The 18,617-nt window shown below is 46.9% G+C and carries 15 protein-coding genes; all 15 read left to right on the top strand.

All coding sequences use genetic code 11. From position 1 onward, the window contains the following. Nucleotides 1-88 precede the first annotated feature (88 nt). Entirely contained in the window at nucleotides 89-1,438 is a 1,350-nt protein-coding gene (locus P3R38_RS06580) for a Wzz/FepE/Etk N-terminal domain-containing protein (RefSeq protein WP_202675946.1), read from the top strand. Nucleotides 1,439-1,738: 300 nt separating this feature from the next. Beyond that, the gene (gene tviB, locus P3R38_RS06585; RefSeq protein WP_202675947.1) at nucleotides 1,739-3,016 is read left to right on the top strand and encodes a Vi polysaccharide biosynthesis UDP-N-acetylglucosamine C-6 dehydrogenase TviB; all 1,278 of its coding nucleotides are present in this window, start codon (nucleotides 1,739-1,741) and stop codon (nucleotides 3,014-3,016) included. 62 nt (nucleotides 3,017-3,078) lie between these two features. Further along, nucleotides 3,079-4,104, top strand: a complete 1,026-nt coding sequence (locus tag P3R38_RS06590; RefSeq protein WP_277686928.1) for an NAD-dependent epimerase/dehydratase family protein — start codon at nucleotides 3,079-3,081, stop codon at nucleotides 4,102-4,104. A gap of 210 nt (nucleotides 4,105-4,314) precedes the next feature. Next, entirely contained in the window at nucleotides 4,315-5,424 is a 1,110-nt protein-coding gene (locus P3R38_RS06595) for a DegT/DnrJ/EryC1/StrS family aminotransferase (protein WP_023379281.1), read from the top strand. A gap of 2 nt (nucleotides 5,425-5,426) precedes the next feature. Then, complete coding sequence (locus P3R38_RS06600) at nucleotides 5,427-6,116, top strand: WbqC family protein (RefSeq protein ID WP_023379282.1); 690 nt, start codon at nucleotides 5,427-5,429, stop codon at nucleotides 6,114-6,116. Nucleotides 6,117-6,134: 18 nt separating this feature from the next. Continuing rightward, on the top strand, nucleotides 6,135-6,542 hold the full coding sequence (locus P3R38_RS06605; protein WP_023379283.1) for a GNAT family N-acetyltransferase: 408 nt from the start codon (nucleotides 6,135-6,137) through the stop codon (nucleotides 6,540-6,542). 39 nt (nucleotides 6,543-6,581) lie between these two features. Beyond that, nucleotides 6,582-8,072, top strand: coding sequence for an oligosaccharide flippase family protein (locus P3R38_RS06610; protein ID WP_277686929.1), 1,491 nt, complete (start codon nucleotides 6,582-6,584; stop codon nucleotides 8,070-8,072). 4 nt (nucleotides 8,073-8,076) lie between these two features. Next, nucleotides 8,077-8,970 (top strand): glycosyltransferase, encoded by an 894-nt coding sequence (locus P3R38_RS06615; protein WP_084212794.1) that lies wholly within the window; start codon nucleotides 8,077-8,079, stop codon nucleotides 8,968-8,970. Beyond that, complete coding sequence (wzy, locus tag P3R38_RS06620) at nucleotides 8,967-10,184, top strand: oligosaccharide repeat unit polymerase (RefSeq protein WP_277686930.1); 1,218 nt, start codon at nucleotides 8,967-8,969, stop codon at nucleotides 10,182-10,184. The genes P3R38_RS06615 and wzy overlap by 4 nt, the downstream gene beginning before the upstream one ends. A 47-nt stretch (nucleotides 10,185-10,231) precedes the next feature. Further along, nucleotides 10,232-12,070 carry an asparagine synthase (glutamine-hydrolyzing) gene (asnB, locus tag P3R38_RS06625; RefSeq protein WP_277687198.1) on the top strand — a complete coding sequence of 613 codons (1,839 nt, stop codon included), beginning with the start codon at nucleotides 10,232-10,234 and terminating at the stop codon, nucleotides 12,068-12,070. A gap of 2 nt (nucleotides 12,071-12,072) precedes the next feature. Continuing rightward, nucleotides 12,073-13,206, top strand: a complete 1,134-nt coding sequence (locus tag P3R38_RS06630) for a glycosyltransferase (protein WP_023379288.1) — start codon at nucleotides 12,073-12,075, stop codon at nucleotides 13,204-13,206. A 5-nt stretch (nucleotides 13,207-13,211) separates the two neighbouring features. After that, a complete protein-coding gene (locus P3R38_RS06635; RefSeq protein ID WP_277686931.1) occupies nucleotides 13,212-14,393 on the top strand; it encodes a glycosyltransferase family 4 protein in 1,182 nt (393 codons plus the stop codon). Between the two features lie 59 nt (nucleotides 14,394-14,452). Further along, nucleotides 14,453-15,400: an NAD-dependent epimerase/dehydratase family protein gene (locus P3R38_RS06640; protein ID WP_023379290.1), complete on the top strand. Its 948-nt coding sequence runs from the start codon at nucleotides 14,453-14,455 to the stop codon at nucleotides 15,398-15,400. Nucleotides 15,401-15,415: 15 nt separating this feature from the next. After that, complete coding sequence (locus tag P3R38_RS06645; RefSeq protein WP_041925445.1) at nucleotides 15,416-16,429, top strand: glycosyltransferase family 4 protein; 1,014 nt, start codon at nucleotides 15,416-15,418, stop codon at nucleotides 16,427-16,429. Nucleotides 16,430-16,510: 81 nt separating this feature from the next. Further along, nucleotides 16,511-18,505 carry a nucleoside-diphosphate sugar epimerase/dehydratase gene (locus P3R38_RS06650; protein ID WP_023379292.1) on the top strand — a complete coding sequence of 665 codons (1,995 nt, stop codon included), beginning with the start codon at nucleotides 16,511-16,513 and terminating at the stop codon, nucleotides 18,503-18,505. The last annotated feature ends 112 nt before the right edge of the window (nucleotides 18,506-18,617 follow it).

An 18,617-nucleotide genomic window follows, 5' to 3' on the forward strand; every position in this document is an offset into this window, starting at 1 on the left:
ACTTGAGCAGAAGGTGGCGGAACGCCTACGGCGCTAGTGCTGGCCTTGTCTTCGGAATCTGTTTTCATTAAATCGAACAGGCTTCACCGTGACAAGCATTCCCAAGATTTCCCCCGTTCAACATCGTGATGAGATTGATCTCTTAGGCTTATTCCAGACACTCTGGAATAAAAAAGTCCAGATTGGAGCATCGGCGTGCCTAGCCGGGTTACTGGCCGGCGGATACGCCTTCATGCTCACGCCCGAGTATCAGGTGAGTACAGTGTTGCGCCCAGCAGCGTTGAATGATCTGGATGGATTGAATCGGTCAAAGGTTTACACCCTCACGCCAAACCAGGCACTCAATCGGATTGGAGCGTCTCTGGACTCGTACGACACACGTTTGGGGTACTTCCGTACAAATCCTGAGCTGCGGGAGGCATTTGTTACGCCAGGTCGTTCAGAAGAGCAAGGGTTTGAGCATTTCAATCGCAGTGCATTGAGGGTTATCCAACCTGACTCCAAAAAAGCCGACTTGTTGACCACCTTTATTGGGCTTGATCTTCGTTATCCGAAAGGTATTGATGGGCATCATGTCCTCAATGGACTTGTTCAATACGCGATTCAAAAAGAACGTGAGTCGGTGGCTGAAGATCTTAACGTGATTGTGAAAAACCGAATCAAGGAAATTGACGACGAATTGGCGTCTGCTCGCGCGGAGTACGATATCGCTAAGAAGAGCCAAATCGCAGCCTTGCAAGAAGATGATGAGGTAAAGCGTGGTCAGCTCAATGACGAGCTTCGAGCCTTGCGCGTGCAACTCAAACTGCGCCGAGCAGACCGCATCGCCCAACTTGACGAGGCCATCGCCATTGCCCGTAGTCTTGGATTGAAACGCCCTTCCACGCCATCTTCGATGGCCCATAGCGAAGCTGAAGGAGGCGGGAGTGTGATCCGTACGGAGATAAACAACCAGCAGGTACCGATGTATTTTCTCGGCACTGATGCTTTGGAGGCAGAAAAGCAGGCTCTACGGGAGAGAAAAACTGACGATTTTGTCGAGCCGCGAGTCGCTCAGATTCGTAAGGAGCTGATGATGCTGGAGCAGAACCGTACGATGCAATCCCTTGAACAGCGTAAAAATGATGAGCTGTTCATCAAGGGTGTGGAGGTCCTGCGTGCGGAACGTTCGCGTTTGAACGCGGTGAATACGGATTTGAGCGGCTTGCGTCTGGTCAGTGTCGATCAGCAGGCGACGGAGCCGCTTAGCCCCGTCTTCCCACGGAAATCGGTTTTTATTTCCCTTGGCGTAATTTTCGGTGGGGTGATTGGAATGGTTTACGTGCTGTTACGCCATGCTTTGAAGAGTCGCCGGCGGGACGAGCTCCGTGAGACCATTTTGGTGAAGAATGTGATTGGGTCTGAGGTGATTGCACCGTTGCCAAGCACGGCTCAGTGACTTTTAATGGACGGTCCATGATCTTCAGTTGTGCAGCCTAATATGATGGCAAATTGATGGTTATCACAGATGCTGCTGCACATTAGGCTCACATCACGTGAGGGGAGGCTCGTCATAGAGAGGAGAGGTCTTAGTAACTGGTTCTCTATGGTTCCATGGCAGCCCCTATCAGATACCTGTAAGCCCCTAACACCTTGAACATAGCAGAACGCCGTTTTTCCATCATATTCGGCGGAAATAGGGTCCGGGTGAGGGGGTTTTCTACTACATTGCTCAATTAGTCACTAGGTTGGATGACACATGTTCTCATTGAAAGACGTCAAACTCGCAGTAATTGGCCTCGGTTACGTCGGCTTACCGTTGGCAGTAGAGTTTGGGAAGAAACGTTCTGTCGTTGGTTTTGACATCAATCAGACGCGAATTGATGCATTGCGCAACGGCCACGATTCGACTCTGGAGGTCAGTGGTACAGAGCTGTTGGAGGCTGAATATCTCCAGTACAGTGCCTCCATTGAGGATTTGCGGGAATGCAATGTCTTCATCGTGACAGTCCCTACTCCAATCGATGATTACAAGCAACCCGATCTTACGCCCCTGGTCAAGGCTTCCGAAACCATCGGAAAGGTGCTTAAGCGCGGCGATATCGTGATCTACGAATCTACGGTTTACCCAGGCGCTACAGAAGACGATTGCGTTCCGGTGCTGGAGAAAGTGTCTGGCTTGCTTTTCAACCACGAGTTCTATGCTGGCTACAGTCCAGAGCGAATTAACCCGGGTGACAAGGAGCATCGTGTCACCACTATCAAGAAAGTCACTTCGGGGTCGACGCCAGAAGTCGCGGAGCTGGTTGACTCGCTCTACCGTGAAATCATCATCGCGGGCACCCACAAGGCCAGCAGTATCAAGGTGGCGGAAGCGGCCAAGGTGATTGAAAACACCCAACGCGACCTTAACATTGCCTTGATCAACGAATTGGCAGTGATTTTCAACAAGATGGGCATTGATACCGAGGCAGTGCTGCAAGCGGCCGGGACCAAGTGGAACTTCCTGCCTTTCCGTCCAGGCTTGGTGGGTGGCCACTGCATTGGCGTAGACCCGTACTACCTTACACATAAAGCGCAGAGCATCGGCTATCACCCTGAGATTATCCTTGCGGGTCGCCGCCTGAACGATGGCATGGGTGCTTATGTGGTGTCTCAGCTGGTCAAGACCATGGTCAAGAAGCGCATTCACGTAGATGGAGCCCGTGTACTGATCATGGGGCTCACCTTCAAGGAAAACTGCCCTGACCTGCGCAACACTAAAGTGGTGGATATCATCAAAGAATTGCAGGATTACAACATCCAGGTAGATGTTCATGATCCATGGGTCAGTGTTGAGGAGGCACAGCATGAGTACGGGGTTACTCCGGTTCAGGAACTGGTAGCTGGCACCTACGATGCAGTGATCCTTGCCGTTGCCCACCAACAGTTCAAGGAAATGGGCGCAGCCAGCATTCGTGCGGTGGGGAAGCCTGAGCATGTGCTCTACGACTTGAAGTACCTGCTGCCTGCTGAGGCCAGTGACCTTCGTCTGTGAATTGCCCAGGGGAGGGAGCTATGTCAGCCACCCTTCCCTCTACATTTTCCTGAGGTTTGTTCATGAATACCTACCAAACATTGAATCAAGAACTCGCCAGCCATCCGCGTACATGGCTAGTGACTGGGGTTGCCGGATTCATTGGCTCGAATTTGCTCGAAACATTGCTAAAGCTCGGCCAGAAAGTCATCGGACTGGACAATTTCGCCACGGGTCACCAGCGTAATCTGGACGAAGTCGAAAGCTTGGTCTCGGCTGAGCAGTGGGCGGCTTTCAGGTTCATCGAGGGTGATATTCGAAACTTAGAAGACTGCAAGCGCGCATGCACTGGAGTGGATTACGTCTTGCACCAGGCCGCCCTTGGCTCTGTACCTCGTTCTATCAATGATCCCATCACCACGAACAGCACTAATATCGACGGATTTCTCAACATGCTGGTGGCGGCCCGTGATGCTGGTGTGAAGAGCTTCACATACGCAGCGAGCAGCTCCACCTATGGTGACCACCCAGGTTTGCCAAAAGTTGAAGCTACAATTGGCAAACCGCTTTCTCCCTATGCGGTAACCAAGTACGTCAATGAACTGTATGCCGAAGTGTTTGCCCGGACGTACGGATTCAAGACGATCGGCCTGCGCTACTTCAACGTATTCGGCAGGCGTCAGGACCCCAATGGTGCCTATGCCGCAGTGATCCCCAAGTGGACCGCCGCCATGATTAACGGTGAGGACGTCTTCATTAATGGTGATGGTCAGACTAGTCGTGATTTCTGCTACATCGAAAATACCGTGCAGGCCAATCTCCTCGCTGCTACAGCCACGGATGAGCAGGCGCTCAACCAGGTCTATAACGTGGCAGTCAGTGGGCGAACGGACCTGAATCAGTTGTTTGCGGCGTTGCGTGGTACGCTCGCGGAGAATGGCGTTGACTACAAGAGGGAGCCGGTCTACCGCGACTTCCGTGCAGGTGACGTGAGGCATTCCCAGGCCGACATCAGCAAGGCCCGTCGGTTGCTCGGCTACGAGCCCAAGTTTGATATCGAAAGCGGCATCAGCCAGGCCATGCCGTGGTATGTGAAATTCCTTAAGTAGTAGATGCTTAGCTCAAAGTGCTGATTGCATCGCTCCTTTGATTTGTGCGCTTTCAAGGCACAAAAGGTCGACTCAACGGCATCAAGATTATGGCCCCAGGCGGAGTTAGCTTAACCGGATCGACAGTGGTCCGGAACATTGAGCGTACCGCTCACGGAGCATGGACAACCTTTACGGTCAACACGTGTTGTCTCTGACCGAGGAATTGCAATGAGCGAAAAACCAGTTTACGTCACCCAGCCATTTCTACCAGCGTTGGAAGATTTTGTACCTTACCTGGAGAAAATTTGGGATAACAAGATACTCACCAACGGCGGGCCAATGCATCAGCAGTTAGAGCTAGCGCTCTGTGAGTATCTAGGTGTTGAGCATGTCGCGTTATTCAATAACGGGACAATTGCGCTACTGACTGCACTCCAGGCCCTGCGTGTGACAGGCGAAGTCATTACTACACCCTATTCGTTTGTCGCCACTGCGCATTCCTTGTTGTGGAATGGTATAAAGCCGGTGTTCGCCGATATTGATCCGCACACACTGAATCTGGACCCGGAAAAGATCGAAGCGGCGATCACGCCGCAGACGACCGCCATCATGCCAGTACACTGCTATGGCAACCCTTGTGATGTGCAGGCAATCCAGAAAATAGCCGACAATTACAATCTGCGTGTAATCTACGATGCTGCACATGCGTTTGGTGTCGAAGACGCGGGCGGGAGTATATTGCGACATGGTGACTTGAGTGTCCTAAGCTTCCATGCTACCAAGGTGTTCAACACATTTGAAGGTGGCGCGATCATTTGTCCCGATGCGAAGACGAAGAAGCGTATAGATCAGTTGAAGAACTTTGGGTTTGTTGACGAAGTTACAGTGGTGGCACCTGGCATCAACGGAAAAATGAGCGAGATCAACGCGGCTTTTGGCTTGCTCCAATTGCAGCACATCGATTGTGCTATGCATCGTCGTAAGTCTATTGACCTGCAGTATCGTCAAGGGCTAGCAGGAGTGGCTGGCATACGTCTGATTGAGAACGCGGGGCAGCGGGTCGCAAATCATTCTTATTTTCCAATGTTAGTAGAGGCTGATTACCCGTTTGAGCGTGATGAGCTTTATGAAAAGCTCAAAGAAAATAATATTTTCTCGCGTAGATACTTTTATCCGCTGATTAGTGATTTTCCAATGTACCGCGGTATGAAGTCAGCGCACCGGGAAAATCTTCCCGTTGCTGCGCGCATTTCCGAGAAAGTACTGTGCTTGCCGATTTATCCAGCGCTGGAAGACTCCTCAGTGCAGGAAATTATTTCTATGATTAAGGCGACCTAGTTGTGAAGTTGGCGATAATGCAGCCGTACCTATTTCCTTATGCGGGCTATTTCAGCCTGATAGGGCAGGTTGATAAGTTTGTGTTTTATGATGATGTTAACTTCATTAAGGGGGGGTGGATCAATAGAAATCGGCTGCTAATCGGTGGTGAGGTGCGATATTTTACTGTGCCTTTAGTTGGTGCCAGTCCAAATTTGAAGATTAATGAAGTCAAGATTCAGGCGCGTACGATATGGGAGCGAAAGCTCTTAGCCAGTATTCAGCAGTCTTATTCTAAAGCTCCAAACTTTGCAATGGCGTTTGACTGTGTGCGTGAGGTGTTCAGCGGAGGTGCGCACGAGGGGATTGCTCAGTTGGCTAAGCGAAGTATCCGGATAACGGCAGAACGTATCGGGATTTCGGTAGAATTTGTTGATTCATCTACCGTCTATGGTAATCACCACCTCTCAAGCAGTACAAGGATTTTAGACATTTGCCGTATAGAGGGTGCTCGCACTTACGTTAATCCGCCGGGAGGTAAGGCACTATACAGTTGCGAGGAGTTCTTGGCCCATGGAGTAAACCTGAAATTTAATGATGTTAGCTTAAGACCGTATAAGCAATTTACAGACAACTTCATCCCGGGTCTGTCAGTGTTGGATATGATGATGTTTAACAGTTTTGAAGAGTGCGGGCTACTTATTTCATCTTGAGGATAGAGGGAGCTTTGTATGAATGAAATCGATCGACTGTTAAGGGAAGAGCAAATTGCGAGGGGGGGGGCGTTCATTCAAGGTGTAACAGTGGATGAATATCTGAATAAAATAAAAAAACATGCTGAAATCTTGGTGCATTTTATCGAGGGGCAGTGTGCGGGATTTGCTGCGTTTTATTGTAATGATCCACTAAAGGAGCAAGCTTTCATAACATTGGTTTTAGTCGCTCCTCATTTTAGAGGCAGGAATGTTGCTATCGCACTCTTGGAGGGGGTGATTTGCCTAGCGCGAGCTAGGGGATTTGCGAATTGTCAATTGGAAGTAGACGCTGATAATGAAGCGGCGTTGCAACTATACGCTAAGCTCGGGTTCAAGGTGATGTTAAAGCGAGCCGCCCGCAGTAGGCTGATAAAAATACTGTAAATAATAGATTTTATCTTTAGATACAAAGGCGCTCATGTCGTGACATTAAAGCGAAACATTGTTGCTAACTATATAAGTCAACTCTATGTGGCCTTGGTCGGAATATTAATACTCCCCCTATACATAAAGCATATGGGGGCCGAGGCTTATGGGTTGATTGGCTTTTACGCTATGCTCCAGTCATGGTTTGCGCTTCTTGATCTCGGCCTGACACCAACAATTGGTCGCGAAACTGCACGCCTTCGTGCAGGGGCCACCACGCCACTGCAGTTTAGGCAATTATTCAGATCTCTCAGCATGATTTTTATCTTTATTGCAATGTCTGCTGGCGGTGGACTTTTCCTAGCAGCTGAGTATCTGAGCGTCCATTGGTTGAGATTTGGTTTACTCTCTAAAGATGAAGTTTTACTGGCTGTTCAAATTATCGCAGTCTGTGTAGCCTTGCGTTGGTTGGGGGGGTTGTATAGAGGAGTCATTTCCGGGGCGGAAAAACAAATTTGGTTGAGTTCGTTTAATTGTCTTATTGCTACGCTTCGTTTCATAGCGGTATTTTTTTCTATGTGGGTATACGGTTTCAATGCGGCCGTGTTTTTTGTCCATCAGTTCTTTGTTGCGGTAATAGAATTATTTGGTTTGCTCCTAATGGGAAGAAAGTTTTTGCCTCGAGTTGATCAAATAATTGGATGGTCGCTCAAGCCTGCAAGTAAGTCACTGATATTTTCATTGAGCATCGCTTTTACATCATCTGTTTGGGTGATGGTAACGCAGACAGATAAGATGATCCTATCAGGTCTGCTTTCGCTCTCGGAATATGGTCACTTTTCTTTAGCGGTTTTGGTTGCTAGTGGGATTTTGGTCTTGAATGGGCCGGTGAGTAGCGCAGTTATGCCAAGGCTTGCTAGTTTGCACGCAAGTAATGATCGTGAGCAACTAATACAACTCTATCGAAACGCAACTAGGTTCGTGGCCGTAATAACAGGCCCCGCCTCCGTGACGCTAGCTCTTTGCTCTAAACCATTGCTCGAGATATGGACCGGTGATGCTTCATTGGCCGCAGAGTCATTTTTTATTTTGTCATTGTATGCGTTAGGCAACTGCTTTTTGGTGATGGCTGCGTTCCCATATTATCTGCAGTATGCACGGGGCAATATGACGTATCATTTAATTGGTAATGTGATAGCCCTTATATTGCTTGTCCCATCTTTGGTTCTGTCAGCCAAATACTTTGGTGGCGTCGGCGCTGGCTACGCGTGGTTGACTATAAACATGTTCTTCGCTTTAATTTGGGTTACCTATGTGCACTCTCGGCTAGAGAAAGGATTGCATTGGGTTTGGTTGAAAAAGGATTGGATGTCGATATTTATTCCTTCATCTATGGCCGCATGTGCTATCTGGGCTATTATGAGTTTTGAGTATGGAGTTGTAGTTACATTGCTGCAGATTAGCATAATAGCTTTCGCAAGCCTGTTTGTTGCGCTCGTTAGCTCAGGTTTTCTAAACGCTTTTATAAGATTCATAGTAAAGAGATAATTGTATGATGCCTAAAGTGTCTGTTTGCATAATAACTTATAACCATGAGCGGTATATAGCCAGTTGTCTGGAAAGCGTAATTGGTCAAAAGGTTAAGTTCCCATTTGAGATTATTGTTGCTGATGATTTCTCGACAGATGCTACGCGTCAGATAATTGATTCCTATGTAGAAAAATATCCTAATTTAATCCGGGCTATTTATCATGAAGCTAATGTTGGAGTTTGTGCAAACTATAAGGCCGCTCATGATGCTGCACAAGGTGATTACGTTGCCCATTGTGATGGGGATGACTACTGGTATGCCGATAAATTACAGACCCAAGTAGAAGTTTTTGATCGTAACCCTGGCGTGGTGCAATGTTGGACTTGCGCTGATATTGTCGACGACGAGGGAAAGAAACTCAAAATATTTCCATCGCGATTAGCGCGAGCGGTCTACCCGCGAACCGTGAACTCAAAGGATATTGCTTTATCCTATGCACTTGTTGGTCAGCACTCCACACAAATGTATAGGAGGAGCGCCAGGCCAGCTATCAATGACGAGGAGTATCTTGACTATTGGGTGGCATACAATTTGTCCCTGAGAGGAGCAAGTTTATACCTAAAATCTGTTAATGGTGCATACCGTCTCACAGCTTCGCCTTCGGTTACTAGGAATACAAGCTCAAAGAAGAAGGCTGTCGATTATCTAGCTCGGCATTTAGTATCTATTTATGAGTTGGACTCTACTTATGGTGTGTATGTCAAGGCTAATTTAATTACCCGATTTTTGTTTTCAAGAATCAAAAATCATGATGTCTCTGAAATCAAAACATCTTTGCGGCAACTAAAGGGCGTAAGGGTTCACTGGCTACTGTGTTTAAAAAGTTTTTTCTATTTCTTGGTGCAAAAAATATGACAAATAGAATAGTAGCCACTCCTCTTTTTCTTGTAGTGTCCCTTTATGGTATTTTCTTGCTTGCAAATACGATGTTGTTTGTGTTGCGTAGTTCGAGTGCGGAATGGTGGCTTGGAGATGCGGTGATTTATAATGGGGTCGATCAAGAGTTACATATCTCTGCTTTTTTATCATTTTTGGCCTATTGGTGCATATTCTTTTCCGTTTCCTGTTTCCTATTTTTAAAGAAGGGAAGGGTGATGGAGAAGATTAACTTGCCATTTATTTTTATTTTGCTGGTTCTCTTCTTTTTGTTTCAAATTTATTCGGCTTTAGAATATGGGTTGGGAGTGGCTTCGTCGACAGGTAGTGTGCAGAATCCACTGTTTTATCTGCTTATAATATTTTCATTCGATGCGTTCTATTATGTTTATGCCGTATCTGAAAAAAACAAATCGCGATATTTAATTGCGACTCTTCTATTTGCGATATCTAATATAATTAGAGGGTGGGCTGGGTTTATAATTCCGCTTCTACTAGTTGTATTTCTTCGTCGGAGATCCTTCTCGCGTAAGATGAGTTGCGTACTGATTATTTTCTTCATTTTGGCCATCCCCTTGCTTCTTTTGCTGCGTGAATACTTCAGAGGGGGAAGTTCATATTTTTCACTTTTGCAGGCGAGTGGAGTCTCGGGAGTAGAGTTGTATTCTGAGTATTTTGTTTATGTGCTAGTCTCAATGTTGAGTCGATTGGACTTCTATTCTAATTTTATCGGCATATCTCAAATGGCGTCTTTTATAGAGAGCAGTAATATCTGCGTGCCGATTCAAGAAAATATAATCCATAAAGCTTTTATATTGGCGGGGCTTTCCAATGAGTGCACGTCCTTGGGAAGTGCACTGCCGTCATTTCTGTATGATTTTTTTTCCGGTCGAGGAACTTCGTTCGCTGTTGGGAGTGGATTCATGGCATTGCCGTTAAGTTCTCTAGTCTACTACTTAACGTCTTATATGGCGGTGCTCTTGGGGACTGGGTTATATGTGGCGACCTCCGCTAGGTATTTAGAGTTTAAGTGTATTTTTGTTTTCCTCGTTGCATTTCTTCTTTTTCAGGGTTGGATGTATCAATTTGTTTATAACTTTATAGGTTTTTTACTGGCGATTTCACTTGTTCGCTTGCGGTCAGTGTTCGTGACTAGCGTTATCCCCAAGGCTGAAAATATGGAGCGTGTGTAGTGTGTGGTTTATCAGGGTATTTAATAGCATCTGGGGCAGATGCCAAGGTGACTCCTGAGACTCTGCTGTCTATGATAGATAAGATCAAACATAGAGGGCCTGACAGTTTAGGGGTATGGGTGAATGAATCCAAAACTGTTGGCCTTTCTCACGCGCGTTTATCCATTGTGGAACTCTCAGAAGCCGGCCACCAGCCGATGATATCGGCTTGCGGTCGTTACGTTATCGCGTTTAACGGTGAGATCTACAATCATTTACATCTGAGAAAATTATTGCAGAATGAGGGGAACGATCTTACGTGGCGTGGTGGTTCAGACACAGAGACACTTCTAGCTTGTATATCTGTATGGGGATTGCCCCAGACGCTGAAGGCAACTGTTGGCATGTTTTCTATCGCGTTATGGGATCAGGAAAAAAATACTTTAACGTTAGCGCGAGATAGATTTGGAGAGAAGCCCATTTACTGGGGGTGGCAAGGAAAGTCCCTAATATTTGGATCCGAGTTAAAGGCTATAAAAGCTCATCCTGACTTTCAAGCTAAAGTCGATAGGGGGGCGTTAGCGCTACTGGTGCGACATAATTATATACCCGCCCCGCATAGTATTTATGAGGGGGTTGAAAAGCTACTTCCTGGGCACTTTGTAGTTATCGATGCTGCGCTGGGCGTCCGATCGTATACACCCCAGTGCTACTGGGATATTAATTCAGTAGTTAGTGCTGGTTTAGGAAATCAATTTTCAGGAAGTGATGATGAGGCGGTGTCGAGTTTAGAGGTATTGCTTAATCAAGCTATTTCTGGACAAATGTTGGCAGATGTACCACTGGGCGCCTTTCTTAGTGGTGGAATAGATAGTAGTGTAATTGTTGCGCTGATGCAGGCGCAGAGTTCTTCACCCGTAAGCACATTCACTATAGGATTCGACGAGCCTGGTTATAATGAGGCTGAGCATGCCCTTGCTGTTTCGAAACATTTGCGAACTGCGCATACCGAAGTTTATGTGGCGGCGTCCGATGCATTAAAACTCATCCCTAGCCTCCCTAGTATATACTGTGAGCCGTTTGCCGATAGCTCACAGATTCCAACGTTTTTGGTGAGCGAAATGGCAAGGCAGCATGTCACAGTTGTTCTAAGTGGAGATGCTGGCGATGAGCTATTTGGAGGGTACAATCCATATCGCTTTGCACCTCGGTTGTGGAGAAAATTATCTTATATGCCGGCATCGTTACGAAGGCTGGTATGCGAACTCGGTAACGCCTCCTCAATGCCTACGAAAATAGGAAGACTGATTGAAATCTGTGATGCCAACTCGCCGGAAGACTTCTATCGTAAACTAATAAGTCAATGGAAGAGGCCCCAGGAAATAGTTGTGGGTTCTATTGAGCCGACCACTCTTCTTAATCAGAAAGCTCACTGGCCATTAACCGATTGTTTTGAACACTGGATGATGGCAGTAGACGCTCAGACGTATATGGTTGACGACATTTTAGTAAAAGTCGATAGGGCTTCAATGGCAAATAGTCTCGAGGCAAGAGTTCCATTTTTGGATCACCGTATTTTCGAGTTTGCATGGCGCCTTCCTCTCGAAATGAAAATTCGCGGAGGTAAGGGTAAATGGATCTTACGGGAACTACTTTATCGGCATGTTCCGCAGGAAATGATTGAGCGCCCTAAAAAAGGTTTCTCTATTCCGCTTGGACAGTGGCTGCGTGGGCCGTTGCGTGACTGGGCCGAAATGTTGCTTGATAATTCCCTGCTGGAAAAGCAAGGTTATTTCAATAGCGATGCCGTTAGAAAGGTTTGGCTGCGTCATCTTGAAGGCAAGGTCGACCTCTCCCGAAAATTATGGAGCATCTTAATGTTCCAGGCCTGGTTGGTGGAGCAATAGCTGTGAGAGTCTTGCATGTCATTTCAGGGCTGAATATTGGTGGCGCTGAGCTTATGCTGAAACGTCTTATTGAATCGCAGCTTGAGAGCCCTCAATATCAGCACATGGTTGTTTCTTTAACAGAGCTGGGAGTGATTGGACCCCAGTTACAGGCCAAAGGTGTCAGGGTCGTTGATCTGCAGATGAAGGGCTTCACAAGTACATTAAGTGCGCTGTATCACCTTTACAGCTTAATCCGAGAATACTCGCCAGCCATTGTTCAGACATGGATGTATCATGCTGACTTCTTAGGCGGGCTTGCTGCTCGTGCGGCCGGTCATCGGAATGTGATTTGGGGAATCAGGACCACTGATCTTGAACGGGGCGGGAAGCGCTCAACGCGGGTGATCAGGATGTTATGCGCCAAACTATCTAAGATAGTACCGATTCAAATTGTGTGCGCAGCTGAAGCATCAAAAAAAGTACACATTCAGATTGGTTATGATGCTGCCAAGATGCTGGTTATACCAAATGGTTTTGATTTCTCCCGACTTTATGCAAGTGATGAACAACGAGTCGCCTTTCGCAAAGCCATATCCTTGACGGATGACCATTTGGTTGTGGGCAGTCTTGGGCGGTTTAATCCAGTTAAGGACCAAGCGAACTTCATCGCAGCTACAAGACTTTTGGCTGACCATTATCCTATGATTCGCTTTTTGATGGTTGGTCGAGGGCTAGATAAAGATAACGAAGCTTTGATTAGGTTGATCAATGAAACAGGCTTCGCTGACCGATATGTTCTCTTGGGTGAACGTCAAGATGTAGCTGTTTGTTTAAAGTCTATGGATATATTCTGCCTTCATTCGCAGACTGAAGGCTTTCCAAATGTCCTCGGTGAGGCTATAGCTGTCGGCGTTCCGTGTGTGTCCACAGACGTTGGTGATGCCTCGATTTTGCTGGGCGGGAATGGGATTTTGGTTCCACCTGGAGATGCGCTATCGCTATCGAAGGGGTTAGAGCAGATGATTCAGAAAAACGACAAGGAGCGCCGTCAGTCGGCAAGTGATGCGAGAGCACGCTTACTGAATGAGTTCAACTTGTCGCTCACCTCGGAGCGTTTCGCTAGGTTATATGAATCTCTTGCCAAAGGGGCTTGAAAAATATGCAAAATGCATTCCGGGATGATCTCGCCCTTATCGAGGATAGAGTTGGTATGAAGCCTGTTCTATTGATCGTTGGCAACGATGCGAAATATTTCCTTTCTCATCGATTGCCTGTTGCAGAAGCCGCACGCGGCAAGGGTTATCAGGTGCATGTCGCTACCCCTGGTGGGCCATATGTAGGTGAGATTTGTAGTAAGGGGTTTATTCATCATGAGCTGCCTCTTTCTAGAAGTGGAACCAACCCATTCCGCGAGTTTAAAGCGTTGCTTGGATTGCTAAAGGTTTTTTGGCGTGTACGTCCTGATATAGTTCACCTCGTAACAATTAAACCTGTCTTATATGGCGGTATAGCCGCTCGCCTGTCGCCTGTAGGAGGGGTGTTGGCAGCGGTGCCTGGCCTAGGCTTTATTTTTACGGCGTCGGGAAAAAAAATCCGCTTACTACGAAAACTTGTCAGTTTTATGTATCGCGTGGCTTTGGGTAAACGGAATCTGATAGCGGTCTTTCAAAATCCGGATGATCAGAAAACACTAATTGATCTGGGTGCAATTACATCTGCTCGCAGTGCCAGGATTCGTGGCTCAGGCGTAAATTTGGCTGAGTTCCACTACCGTCCGGAACAGAGTGGCGTTCCCGTTGTAACTTTTGCAGCGAGATTATTGCGTGATAAAGGCGTCCTAGAGTTCGTGCACGCGGCGAAGCTTTTGTTAGGGCGCGGAGTAATTGCTCGCTTTCAGTTAGTAGGTGATGTTGATGCTGGTAATCCTACTAGTGTCGGTGTTGATGAGCTCAATGAATGGATTAGGGAGCGAGTGGTAGAATGGTCAGGCTACAGCTCTGCTATGTCAGATGTGATGGCTCAATCCAATCTCATTGTTTTACCTTCATACCGTGAGGGGTTGCCAAAAGTATTGATTGAAGCCGCAGCAAGTGGACGAGCCGTGATTACCACGGACGTACCTGGTTGCCGGGATGCAATTGAACCAAATGTAACTGGCTTGTTAGTACCTGTCAAAGCGGTCGAGCCTTTGGCTGATGCGATCCAGCAACTATTAAAAGATGATAGGTGTCGCGCCGCAATGGGGCGAGCTGGTCGTACAATGGCGGAGCAAGTCTTTTCTATCGATAGCGTAGTTGAGAAGCATCTGGAAATATATGCGAAGTTGAGACATAATGTTTAATTTGGTCAAGCGTGATTTATCGGTCACTGTCAGGGAAATGGCAGGGCAAGGAGGATAGGTTGAAAATACTGGTAACTGGCGCTAACGGTTTTGTTGGACGCGCACTGTTTTTGCACCTCCTGCGCTTAGGCCATGATTGCATTGGTGTTGCCAGAGAAGCTAAGAATATTACAGCTGGCGTTTCCACTGTCGCAATGGGGGATATAGCCGGGGCCGTCGATTGGGGGGAGGTTTTAAAAGGAGTTGATTGTATCATTCACTTGGCAGGTCGTGCGCATAAGTTAAAAGACAAAGCGGATAACCCTGAGCTTGAATTTGAGCGTACAAATTATGACGCTACTATGGCTTTAGTTCGTCAGGCGGTCGCTGTAGGAGTTAAGCGATTTATCTATTTGAGTAGTATTGGCGTACATGGTCAAGAGTCTGGTGTGCACGCGTTCAGTGAAAAAACCCCATTCGCCGCTAGCAGCCCTTACACGAAGTCCAAACTAAAGGCTGAGAAACAGATCCGGGAATACCTGTGCGATCAGTCTATGGAATGGGTAGTTATACGTCCACCTCTAGTCTATTCTGGTCAAGCCCCTGGAAACTTTAAACTACTACTGGAACTTGTCAGTAGGCGCCTTCCGTTGCCTTTCTCAGGTGTTGTCAATCAGAGGTCTATGATAGCACTTGAGAATCTGGTTGATTTCTTAGTGTTCTGTATGGAACATCCCCGTGCAGCCCGGGAAGAGTTTGTCATTAGTGATGGAGATCAATTCGCAATTGGGGAAATTGCTTCGCTGCTGGCAATTGGAATGGGTGTAAAGACGTTGCAGTTTTACGTTCCAACGAAACTTCTGCGCCTTGGCGCAACTTTAATTGGTCGACGGAATACCTACACTCAGCTATTTGGGTCCCTTACTGTAGACTCATCTAAAGCTTGTTCCTTGGGGTGGCAACCGGTGATAAGTGGTCGTACTGCTTTAATTAAAGCAGGGCATGATTTCATTTTCCATGCATCTTAGTTTGGTATTTAATTGATGAGCATCCAGTTTTTCATTGTGTTAATTGGGCTGGCTTGGGCAATTACTTGGGGCTTACGTGCTTATGCGCTGGCTCGTAATGTAGTTGATGTTCCCAATGAGCGAAGCTCGCACACCGTGCCTACTCCTAGAGGTGGCGGGGTGGCAATTGTAGTCACTTTCTTAATCGCTATGCTATGGCTGTCTACAGTCCATCAGCTTGATATTCGATTGTCGGTCGCAATGTTTGGAGCTGGTTTTGCTATAGCTGTTTTGGGGTTCTTGGATGACCATGGACATATTCATGCTAAATGGCGTTTACTATGCCATTTCTTAATCGCTGGATGGGCTATTGCGTGCCTAGGGGGAGTGCCTCCGATTGTTTTATTGGGACGTGAGTTTGATCTTGGTTGGGTGGCAAATATTCTGGCGTTATTATACTTGGTATGGCTGACTAATCTTTATAATTTCATGGATGGCATAGATGGAATTGCTAGTATTGAGGCGATTACCTGTTGTTTCAGTGCGTGTGGAATTTATTATCTTGTGAATTTGCCTGATCTTGCCGCGTCGCCACTGGTTCTTGCGGCGGCAGTTATAGGGTTTTTAGTTTGGAATTTTCCTACTGCTAGGATTTTTATGGGTGACGCAGGGAGTGGCTTCTTGGGGTTGATGCTTGGAATTATCTCTATTCATGCAGCGTTTTCATCTTTTAATCTGTTTTATTCTTGGATAATTCTTTTGGGGGTATTTGTTGTTGATGCAACCTTTACCCTTATGCGGCGTTTGTTAAGAGGCGAAAAAGTTTACGAGGCTCATCGGAGTCACGCTTACCAATACGCAGCTAGGCATTTCGGCAAGCATACTTCCGTAACGATAGGTGTCATGGTAATCAATCTCTTATGGCTTATGCCTTTAGCCTATATGGCAGCAGTTTCGGCTTTGGATGGCTTGCTCGCAGTCTCAATTGCCTATGCTCCGTTACTAATGTTGGCCATTAAATACGGAGCAGGGAAGGCTGAGTCTAGCTAGTTGGCGTACACTAGAGTGACAAGCTCAGGGTGCTTTGTAGCGTTATGGCTGGCTCCAGAATGTGAGGTTAAAAAATAAGTGATGAACTTTCTGCGGACAAGATTAGTTGCTCTCCCGCGCCGTTACAAGCGGTTTCTCCAAGTTGTCGTCGACCTTGGCTTGGTATGGCTTGCGCTCTGGTTTGCTTTTGTCGTTCGTCTTGGTTACGACGAAATGGCTAATCCATTGGTTGGTCATCTATGGTTATTTGCATCCGCCTCAATTATAGCAATCCCGATTTTCGTCCGGTTCGGGATGTATCGCGCAGTAATGCGTTTTTTTGGCAACGATGCCCTAATGGCCATTTTCAAGGCGGTAAGCCTTTCTGCATTGGTGCTCGCGTTAGTCGTTTACTGGTATAGCAACCACAAGACCGTTGTGCCTCGCTCAATAATATTTAATTATTGGTGGCTAAGCTTGGTTTTTATCGGTGGCCTTCGGTTATTAATGCGGCAGTATTTCTTAGGGGACTGGTACGCTGCGAAGCAGCATGTTCCATTCACTAGTCGCGATAGTGGTTTGCCTCGCGTGGCGATTTATGGTGCCGGCGCAGCTGGCAACCAACTTTTGGCTGCATTAAGAATGGGTAGAGTCTTGCATCCTGTCGCTTTTATTGACGATGACCCGACGATTGCAGACAGTACGATTTCTGGTCTTCAAGTTTTTCATGGGCAGGATATTCAGCGAATGATCGACGTTACCGGAGCAGAGGAGGTATTACTAGCTATCCCTTCTGCAAGCCGTGCTAGACGTCGGGAGGTGCTAAGTGCGTTAGAGTCATTCCCTGTTCACGTGCGTAGTGTGCCAAGCGTCATTGATCTCGCTAGTGGGCGAGTTAAAGTCGATGACATTCAAGAGGTAGATATTGCTGATTTGCTGGGGCGTGATTCAGTTCCCGCTCAAAAAGATCTACTCTCAAGATGTATCGTTGGCCAAACTGTGCTGGTAACCGGCGCTGGAGGATCAATTGGTTCTGAGCTATGCAGGCAAATACTATCCCTTCAGCCGAAGGTGCTGATTTTGTTCGATCACAGTGAATTTAATCTTTACAGTGTTCACTCGGAGCTAGATAGTCGTATTGTACGCGAGGCATTGCCGGTAAAGTTGGTTTCCTTGTTGGGTTCGATCCGCAATCAAAATCATCTGTTTGAAACGATGTCCATGTGGCATGTTGATACCGTTTATCATGCGGCGGCGTATAAGCATGTCCCAATTGTTGAGCATAACATTTCTGAGGGTGTTATAAATAATGCCTTTGGTACATTGTTTACCGCGCAAGCGGCATTGCAAGCCAATGTTGCTAATTTTGTTTTGATTTCGACGGATAAAGCTGTTCGGCCTACCAATGTAATGGGAAGCACGAAGCGTCTGGCGGAGATGATTTTACAGGCTCTAAGTAATGAAGTTGCTCCTGTAATGTTTGGTGATTCGACAAACGTTGCGCATGTTAATAAAACGCGCTTTACGATGGTGCGTTTCGGGAATGTATTGGGGTCGTCAGGGTCGGTAATTCCACTGTTCCATAAGCAGATCAAGGCGGGAGGCCCGCTTACTGTTACTCACCCTAAAATAACACGTTACTTTATGACTATTCCGGAGGCTGCTCAGCTTGTTATTCAGGCTGGCTCCATGGGGTTAGGAGGGGATGTATATGTGTTAGACATGGGGGAGCCTGTTCGTATAGCAACGCTCGCGGAAAAAATGATTCATCTTTCTGGTTTGACTGTGCGCTCTGAACGGCAACCGCAAGGTGATATTGCGATTGAGTACACTGGTTTGCGTCCGGGGGAGAAGTTATATGAGGAGTTGCTAATTGGTGATAATGTGCAGCCAACATTGCATCCTATGATTATGTCCGCTAACGAAGATTACATAGCTTGGGAAAAGTTGAAGGACTATTTGTCCGTTTTAATGGATGTTGTCAAACAAGAGGATTTTACACGTGTGCGGCAGGTTCTTCGAGAGCTAGTAGTTGGCTATAATCCTGACGGCGAGATCGTTGACTGGGTCCATCAGCGGCGTAGGCAAGATATTTGAAGGCGATCGGCTGTGTTTATGAATCCATTTTTTTAGAATGTTAAAATTGATTTATATTTGCAAGGCCTAGGCTCTGTCTGAAATCCCAAGAAACTGAAATGTGGCCCCGGAA

It is taken from the genome of Pseudomonas sp. NyZ480, assembly GCF_029537255.1.
Taxonomy (GTDB): domain Bacteria; phylum Pseudomonadota; class Gammaproteobacteria; order Pseudomonadales; family Pseudomonadaceae; genus Aquipseudomonas; species Aquipseudomonas taiwanensis.

Bases quoted from the DNA above. Each gene is read 5' to 3' on its own strand.
- tviB (WP_202675947.1), top strand. From the start codon at position 1,739: ATGTTCTCATTGAAAGACGTCAAACTCGCAGTAATTGGCCTCGGTTAC.
- P3R38_RS06590 (WP_277686928.1), top strand. From the start codon at position 3,079: ATGAATACCTACCAAACATTGAATCAAGAACTCGCCAGCCATCCGCGT.
- P3R38_RS06595 (WP_023379281.1), top strand. From the start codon at position 4,315: ATGAGCGAAAAACCAGTTTACGTCACCCAGCCATTTCTACCAGCGTTG.
- P3R38_RS06605 (WP_023379283.1), top strand. From the start codon at position 6,135: ATGAATGAAATCGATCGACTGTTAAGGGAAGAGCAAATTGCGAGGGGG.
- P3R38_RS06615 (WP_084212794.1), top strand. From the start codon at position 8,077: ATGATGCCTAAAGTGTCTGTTTGCATAATAACTTATAACCATGAGCGG.
- wzy (WP_277686930.1), top strand. From the start codon at position 8,967: ATGACAAATAGAATAGTAGCCACTCCTCTTTTTCTTGTAGTGTCCCTT.
- P3R38_RS06635 (WP_277686931.1), top strand. From the start codon at position 13,212: ATGCAAAATGCATTCCGGGATGATCTCGCCCTTATCGAGGATAGAGTT.
- P3R38_RS06645 (WP_041925445.1), top strand. From the start codon at position 15,416: ATGAGCATCCAGTTTTTCATTGTGTTAATTGGGCTGGCTTGGGCAATT.
- P3R38_RS06650 (WP_023379292.1), top strand. From the start codon at position 16,511: ATGAACTTTCTGCGGACAAGATTAGTTGCTCTCCCGCGCCGTTACAAG.